Genomic DNA, 7,441 nt, shown 5'->3' on the forward strand with positions numbered 1-7,441 from the left:
TCGCCGCGTTGTCGTCGGTCGGCATGGCTCCGCCATGCCTCCCTCCTCCGCCTTGCGATCCACGGCACCAGACCCCGCTCACTGATCCGGCCTGACCCAGACGACAGGCCCTTGCCCGCTCCTAGCCCATAGGTGATCAAACATGCCCACGTACACCCCGTTCGCTGCTGCCAACGTCGCCTCCGACCCGGCCGACGCCCCCCAACTCGACGTCGCCGCCGAGTTGCTGGCCCGACTGCGGGACACCACCACCGAACCGCGCCCCGACACACAACTCGAGGCACTGACGCTGGCCGTGGCGGCCGACCTGCCCGTGCTGCTGTGGGGTGAGCCGGGAATCGGCAAGACCGCGGCCCTGACACAGCTCGCGGCGGCCCTGGACCTTCCGCTGACCACAGTCATCGCCAGCGTGCACGAGCCGTCCGACTTCTCCGGGCTGCCCATCGTCGGAGACGATCCCGCCGAACAGGGTGTTCCGATGGCCCCGCCGGACTGGGCCGTGAGACTCGTACGGGCCGGCCGAGGGCTGCTGTTCCTGGACGAGCTGTCCACCGCGGCACCAGCCGTACAAGCCGCCCTGCTCCGCCTCGTACTCGAGCGGCGGATCGGCGCCCTGCAACTGCCGCCCGAGGTTCGGATCGTGGCTGCCGCCAATCCGCGGTCCTCGGCGGCCGACGGCTGGGAGCTGAGCCCGCCTCTGGCCAACCGGTTCGTACACCTTCAGTGGACCCACGACCACGAGGTCGTCGTACGCGGCCTCGGCGGGACATGGCCCCGCGCGACCCTGCCGCGGCTCGACCCGGAGAAGCTGCCCGAGGCCGTGGACTTCGCCCGCCGCGCGGTGTGCGGTCTCCTCTCCGCCCGCCCCGGACTCGTGCACCGGCTGCCCAGCAGCGAAACCCGCCGGGGCGGCCCCTGGCCGTCACCCCGAAGCTGGGACATGACACTGAGCCTGATCGCCTTCGCGACCGCCGCCGGCTCCTCCCGGGAAGTACTGTCCTTGCTGGTCAGAGGCACAGTGGGAGACGGCCCCGGGCTGGAGCTGCTGGCCAGTGTGGACCGGATGGACCTTCCTGACCCGGAGACGCTTCTCGCCGACCCGGCAGCCGCCGACCTGCCCGAACGGGGTGATCTGCGGCAAGCCGTGCTCGACGGTGTGGTGGCGGCGGTCCGCAACCGCCCGGAGAAGTCCCGCTGGGACGCCGCGTGGGCGCTCCTGGTCAGGGCCCTGGATACCGGAGCCCCGGACCTGGTGGTCGTTCCCGCGACCACACTCGCCTCGCTGCGCCGGGAGGACTGGGACGTTCCGGCATCCATCGAAAGGCTCGCCGGAGCGGTGTCCATGTCCCGGCGAGCCGACCGGGCGGCGGCAAGGGCCGCGGTCGCCACGAAGGCCGACCGATGATCCCGGACGCACCGGGGGCCCCGGACGCACCGATGATCCCGGACGCACCGGGGCCACTGGACCTCGAAAAGCTCTTCGCCGCCCGACTGCACGCCGTACGGGCCCGGCCCTACCTGGCGACGGCGCTGTTCGCCCTGCACACCGTCGAGTCGCGGCACGTACCGACGATGGCTGTCGACCGGCACTGGCGGTGCTACGCCTCGTCGGCGTTCGTGGACCGGACCTCGGTGGAGGAACTGGCCGGAGTTTGGGTGCACGAGGTCTCGCACCTGCTGCGCGACCACCACGGGCGCAGTGACCGGGTCGCTCGGGAGCGCGGACTGACCGGCCCCGGGGAACGGCTGCGGATGAACATCGCCGCGGACTGCGAGATCAACGACGACGCGTTCGGCGACGGGCTGGTCCGGCCCGATGGCGCTGTGGAGCCGCGGACCTTGGGGCTCTCTCCGGGGGAGCTCATGGAGGACTACCTGCGCCAGTTCCGGCTCGGGCCGCGTACGCAGGACCACGCCTGGCTGGACTGCGGCAGCGGCGCCGACGGACTGGAACGGGAGTGGGACCTGGGACCGGACGGCGCTCACGGCCTCAGCGCGCAGGAACGCGACGCGGTTCGCTTCCGCGTGGCGCAGGGCATCACCGGCCGTCCGGGGAACGCGCCGAAGGGGTGGCAGCGGTGGGCGCAGGAGGCGTTCCACCCGCCTCAGCCGTGGCGGGAGTTGCTGGGAGCTGCGCTCCGCTCGGCAACCTCCGGCCCCGGCGCGGGCGACGACTACACCTACGGCCGACCCTCGCGGCGCTCGGCCGGAGTGCCGGGCGCTGTTCTGCCGAGCCTGAGGCGCAGGCCTCCTCGCGTCTCCGTGGTCATCGACACATCCGGCTCGGTCAGTGACGCGGAACTGGGCAGTGCACTCCACGAGGTTGCCGCGATCTCCCGTGCCGTGGGCGGCCGGCGCGACCTGATCAGCGTGCTGCCGTGCGACGCCTCGGCCCAGCTCGTCCACCCGCTGTGCCGTGCCGAGGGAATCCCGCTGGTGGGCGGTGGCGGCACGGATCTGCGCACGGGCTTCGCCAAGGCTCTGCGAGCAAGGCCCCGGCCGGATGTCATCGTGGTCCTCACCGACGGGCAGACGCCCTGGCCGAGCACACAACCACCGTGCCGGACGGTCGTGGGTCTGTTCCCCCGGCAGCATGCAACCCGGTCGTGGGACGAGAACGATCCCGATTACGTCCCGGACTCGCCGCCCGCATGGGCACGAGTGGTTGACATCGGCTCGGCCGGCGCTGCTCGGTGACGCCCGCGGCGATCTCCCAGCGCATCGGCCATAGGCTTCTGACCTGCGGTGATGCACTCGCTGTGGTGGACCGTCGGGGCGCGGGCGGGCGCTGGCCTCAGGTGCCTCATAGATTGGGGGTGGAGAGGCCTGCAGGGAGCGCGATGACGAAACCGGAGATCGACTACGCGGCGCTGTTCGGCGCCACACCGAGTCCGTACCTGGTTCTGGACGCGAACCTGATGATCGTCGACGTCAACGAAGCCTATCTCCAGGCGACCAACCGGACCCGCGACGATCTGATCGGACAGCACATCTTCGACGCCTTCCCCGACAACCCGGCCGACCCCCTGGCCGACGGGGTGCGAAATCTGAGCGCCTCGCTGCACAGGGCCCTTGCCACGCAGAAGCCCGACACGATGGCGCTGCAGAAGTACGACATCCCCGTCGTGCAACGGCCGGGGACGTTCGAGGAGCGGTGGTGGTCGCCGATCAATACGCCAGTTCTCGGGCGGGACGGGACCGTGGCATGGATCATCCACCGGGTCGAGGACGTGACCGCGTTCGTTCACTCGCGCCGGGCTCGCCAGAACCAGGTCAGGGAACTGAGCGAGCGGGAGGAGGCGATGGAAACCGAGCTGTACGCGAGGTCGCGGGAGCTGCAGCGGCTCATCGAGGAACTGCGCCACGCCCACGCCCGCGAACGACAGGTGGCCATCACTCTCCAGGAAGCCATGCTCCACTCACCGGACCTGGCCCGGCACCGCGACATCGCGGTGCGTTACCTGCCGGCGGTCGGCTCGCTGAACGTATGCGGAGACTGGTACGACGTGGTGGACCTGCCCGACGACCGCTTCGCCCTGGCGGTGGGCGACGTCGTGGGCCACGGTCTGGAAGCCGCCACCGTGATGGGCATGCTCCGCAGCGCCCTGAGCGCCGCCGCCCGCGCGGTGGAGGGGCCCGCGCAGGCACTCGAGGTACTGGGCGTGTACGCCCGCTCCGTCGAGGGCGCGGTCGCCACCACCGTGGTCCAGGCGGTTGTCGACACCAATAGCCGCCGGATCTCCTACAGCAGCGCCGGCCACCCGCCGCCCGTCCTGCTCCACAGCGACGCCACCCTGGAGTACCTGGACCAGGCGACCGACCCACCGCTGGGAGCCCGTCCCGAACACTCACCCCGTCCCCAGTCCGGCACGAACTACGCGCCCGGCGACACCCTGGTGCTCTACACCGACGGCCTGATCGAACGCCGCGGTGAGGACATCGACATCGGCCTCGCCCGCTTGGCGGACGCCGTGGCCCGGCACAGAAACCTCGGCCCGGAGCGCCTTGCAGACGCCGTGCTGGAGCGTCTCGCTGTCAGCGCCGGCGCCGGCGACGACATCGCTCTGGTCGTCGTCCGCCTCTGACGGCACCGCCGATCACGGCGGTGGACAAAAGGAGTTGGCCGGTGTTTGCCGGGCCTGGATAATTCGTGTGTCCGGGGGAGGGGGAGGGTGCATGGTCGTGTTCGCGTGTGCGGGGTGCGGCGCCGTGCTGACCGCTCCTGTGTCGCGGATTGCGCTTCCCGTCCACGCTCGCCAGAGCTACGGACATGTACTGCTGCCCGCGCTGATGGAACCGGGGACGTACGCCGTCGACCCGGAGCCTTCCGGGCCGCCATGGCGGCGGTGGAGCGAAGCCGGGGTGGCGGACGAGGCGGAAGCCCGCGGCGTGTTCGCGCCGGTGTTCGCGCTCTCCTTCGGGGCACCGGGAGCGATCGTCGTCGCGCCGGGTGACACCCGCGGCACGGTCATGATCCCGGAGTGGTGCGACGGCGGCTGTATGGGACTCGACGGCAGGGGCGGCCCGAACCTGGCATGCGCGCAGTGCGGGCAGGCGGTTGGTACCCGCATCGACGACTGCTCGTACTGGCAGACGGTACGGCTTGTCCCGCACGCGGTGCGCCGACTGACCACCGACGCTCCCGCGCACCGGACGATCGGCTGGCAGGAGCTGGCGGAGGAACGTCAGGGCACGCCGCCGGTCGAGCAGTCCGGGGGGTGGAACCCACGGTGGCAGGCGGCGGTCGGGGTGGCACTGGCCCATATGCTGGCGGCATCGGGAGGCGCGCCTGTGGCCGTCCCCGGCGGCCTCGTCGCGGACACGTTCAGCCGCGCGCTCGACGCACTGCTCCCGCCGGGGCCGCGGTCGAAGCAGGCGGCCTTGGCCGGACCGGGCCTGCCTGCTCCCGACCCCGCCGCTGACATCGTGCTGGTTCCGCGGCATCCGCAGACAGGGGAGGCATGGCAGCCGTCCGGCACCGCGGAGACCGTGCCGTTGGCCGCCGACGTGTGGATACATCTGGCCTTCCACCACGAGTGGTTGCCCGTTCCCGCGACAGGCGGAATGCCCGACGGAGTTCTCCGCGACGATCCGCTGCCGCCGTATCCCTTGGGGCTGTTCAGGCCCGACTCGGAATTGTTCGTCCACACGCTGGCGCGGCTGCCCGCCGTCCGTCAGCCGTGGCTGCGCAGAATCTACGACCAGGTGAAGGGTCACCCGTACGCTCGCCCGTTCTAGCGTGCGGCCGCGGTGGGCGATCGCACGGCGTCACCGATCTCACCAAGTCGGCCTGCAAGTGGGATGTCATGGGCTGGACGGTGGCAGGTGGAGTGCCGCGGGGTCGAGGTCCAGGCGCATCATGCGGCGCATGGCGTTGAAGGCGTCGAACCACGGTTGGTTGTCGTCACCCCAACTGTCGTATGTCTGCCCGGCGTTGAGCCTGTTCGTCAGGTCGCGTATACCGCGCATGGTCTGGTCGGACAGGGCGACGATGTTCGGCGGAGCAGTGATGGACATCTGGTAGCGCAGCTCGTACACGCCGCCGTTCCGATAGGCGAGGCTCGCCAGGCGTGCGCGCTGTGGCCACGGCTCGTCGCTGTCGATGACTGCGGCGCGGATCTCGTTCCATGCCTGTGCCACGGCTGCGAGGTAGGCGGCGTACAGCTCCCGCTTGATCGCGGTTTGACGCGCTGCCTGTTCTCGGCGCCATCTTGACCGGTCGGCCAGCGAAGTGGCGCCCACGCCGATGACTGCGCCTGTAACGGTGCCCATGATCGTTCCCCAGTCCATTGTCCGGAGATTAGGAGCCGCGGCCATGGAGGAACAAGGCTCGGGTGGGAGTTGTGTGTGAGCCGATACGACTCAAGTCACCGTGAGCGAGGGCCTCTTGGCTCAGCGGGGTCCCTTCTGGGCTGGAGGCGGCACCACAAATTGATGGAACCCGCTGGGTTCTCCAGGTTGTCGAGTGGATGACAGGGTCCTTGGACCTCACACTCCTTGTGCTGACAGGCGATCGGCACGCCGCCGGAATTGCTCGGCTGTTCGCCCGGGACGGTCAAGAGCCGTACCAACAGGGCCTTGGAGCGATTGCGCGCTGCGGGCGCACTGGCCGGCTATGCGGGAAGGGATACGCGATGAGCGAGACGGCACATTCGGACGAGGAGTTGCTGAGGCGGCGCCTGCACGAGCTGGCAGAGTCGGAGGGCTCGTCAGGAGGTCCGCCGGTGGTGGGTGCTCTGGTGGCCCGGGGCCGCCGCGCCCTGTGGCGCAGGCGCGCGGCCGCCGTCACCGCGAGCGTGGCGCTGTTCGGCGTCGTGGGGGCGGGCGGTGTTTACGGGGGCATGTTCGACTCGCGGGGAGACGGGAACCTCGCCGCGCGCAAGGACGACACCGGGCGGACACTCTCCATCCTCAGGAAGCTTCTCCCTGAAGGGGAGGTCAGCCAGGAGCGCGAGGATATGCGGGGTTCCCTCGGGTCGTACCTTGGCGGAGCTCTCGTCTTTGACGACGGCAAGGGCGCGGCGGCAATCTCGATCACGCTGGGCAGGACCGACTCGCCCCTTGCCTCCATGGCCAGCCTGGCCGGCTGCTCGGTCGGCGACAACGGCACCGGCCGCTGGGGCCCCAACGGGACCTGCACGACAGACAAGTTCGAGGACGGCTCCGATCTGCTGCTCGCTCAAGGGCACGAGCCTCCGTATCGCGACAAGGACACCAAATTCTGGTCGGCCCGCCTCATCAAGCCTGACGGTTCGATGCTCACCGTCACGGCATGGAACGCACCATCCCAGAAGGGCGCCGAGCCCACGCGCGAGAACCCGCCGCTGACGCAGCAACAGCTGAGCGATGTTGTGAGCGCGAAGGAGTGGCGCACCACACTGGACTCCTTCCCCCGGCGTGGGGGCGGAGTCGAAGATCAGGATGCTCCGACCGGCTTTGAGATCGTGGACACCCTCGAATCGCTGCTCCCGTCGAGTCTGAAGCCGTTCGGTTCCACAGGCGGCACCAGCCCCACGGACTTCGTCAGTCTCGGGGTCAAAGACGGCAAGGGCGAGGCCCAGATCGAGGTCAACGTCGACCATCGGGGAACGAACGAGAGCGATCAGATACGGATCGAAGAGCAGCAAGGTCCGTATCCGTGGAGCGACAAGGGCACGCTGCGCTGGTCCGTCACCGCCGTTCGCCCCGGTGGCTTCCGAGTGGTCGTCACCGCCTACAACGCGGGCTACGCGTTTGGTGAGCCGACCCGCGCCACCGCGCCGCTCACGATGAAGCAGTTGAGGGCCATCGCGACCAGTGACGCGTGGGACGGACTCAAGTAATCGTCGGGGGGGGGGGGGGGGGGGGGCGGCGGGGGCGGGGGGGGGGGGGCGCGGGCGCCCCGGGGGGGGGGGGGGGCGCCGGGGGGGGGGGGGGGCGCGGGGGGGGGGGGGGTGGGGGG

6 protein-coding genes are annotated in these 7,441 nt (G+C 70.4%); 5 read left to right on the forward strand and 1 reads right to left on the reverse strand.

Translation table 11 applies throughout. The annotated features are described in order from the left end of the window. The first annotated feature begins 142 nt into the window (after positions 1 to 142). From ACH4YL_RS40495 to ACH4YL_RS40510, 4 genes are all read left to right on the forward strand, one after another. Positions 143 to 1,405 (forward strand): AAA family ATPase, encoded by a 1,263-nt coding sequence (locus ACH4YL_RS40495; protein WP_398512548.1) that lies wholly within the window; start codon positions 143 to 145, stop codon positions 1,403 to 1,405. Next, entirely contained in the window at positions 1,402 to 2,697 is a 1,296-nt protein-coding gene (locus ACH4YL_RS40500; RefSeq protein ID WP_398512549.1) for a VWA-like domain-containing protein, read from the forward strand. Before ACH4YL_RS40495 ends, ACH4YL_RS40500 begins: the two co-directional genes overlap by 4 nt. 143 nt (positions 2,698 to 2,840) lie before the next feature. Next, positions 2,841 to 4,085 (forward strand): PP2C family protein-serine/threonine phosphatase, encoded by a 1,245-nt coding sequence (locus tag ACH4YL_RS40505; protein WP_398512550.1) that lies wholly within the window; start codon positions 2,841 to 2,843, stop codon positions 4,083 to 4,085. Positions 4,086 to 4,176: 91 nt separating this feature from the next. Beyond that, complete coding sequence (locus ACH4YL_RS40510; RefSeq protein WP_398512551.1) at positions 4,177 to 5,238, forward strand: hypothetical protein; 1,062 nt, start codon at positions 4,177 to 4,179, stop codon at positions 5,236 to 5,238. Between the two features lie 66 nt (positions 5,239 to 5,304). Here the strand turns inward: ACH4YL_RS40510 and ACH4YL_RS40515 are convergent, their stop codons facing one another. Then, the gene (locus ACH4YL_RS40515) at positions 5,305 to 5,772 is read right to left on the reverse strand and encodes a hypothetical protein (protein ID WP_398512552.1); all 468 of its coding nucleotides are present in this window, start codon (positions 5,770 to 5,772) and stop codon (positions 5,305 to 5,307) included. A 362-nt stretch (positions 5,773 to 6,134) separates the two neighbouring features. Between ACH4YL_RS40515 and ACH4YL_RS40520 the strand changes: the two genes are divergently transcribed. Next, complete coding sequence (locus ACH4YL_RS40520; protein ID WP_398512553.1) at positions 6,135 to 7,322, forward strand: hypothetical protein; 1,188 nt, start codon at positions 6,135 to 6,137, stop codon at positions 7,320 to 7,322. The last annotated feature ends 119 nt before the right edge of the window (positions 7,323 to 7,441 follow it).

The organism is Streptomyces sp. NPDC020681, assembly GCF_044334895.1.
GTDB lineage: Bacteria > Actinomycetota > Actinomycetes > Streptomycetales > Streptomycetaceae > Streptomyces.

Coding starts and splice junctions, on each gene's coding strand:
- ACH4YL_RS40510 (WP_398512551.1), top strand. CDS start 4,177: ATGGTCGTGTTCGCGTGTGCGGGGTGCGGCGCCGTGCTGACCGCTCCT.
- ACH4YL_RS40515 (WP_398512552.1), bottom strand. CDS start 5,772: ATGGGCACCGTTACAGGCGCAGTCATCGGCGTGGGCGCCACTTCGCTG.
- ACH4YL_RS40520 (WP_398512553.1), top strand. CDS start 6,135: ATGAGCGAGACGGCACATTCGGACGAGGAGTTGCTGAGGCGGCGCCTG.
- ACH4YL_RS40500 (WP_398512549.1), top strand. CDS start 1,402: ATGATCCCGGACGCACCGGGGGCCCCGGACGCACCGATGATCCCGGAC.
- ACH4YL_RS40495 (WP_398512548.1), top strand. CDS start 143: ATGCCCACGTACACCCCGTTCGCTGCTGCCAACGTCGCCTCCGACCCG.
- ACH4YL_RS40505 (WP_398512550.1), top strand. CDS start 2,841: ATGACGAAACCGGAGATCGACTACGCGGCGCTGTTCGGCGCCACACCG.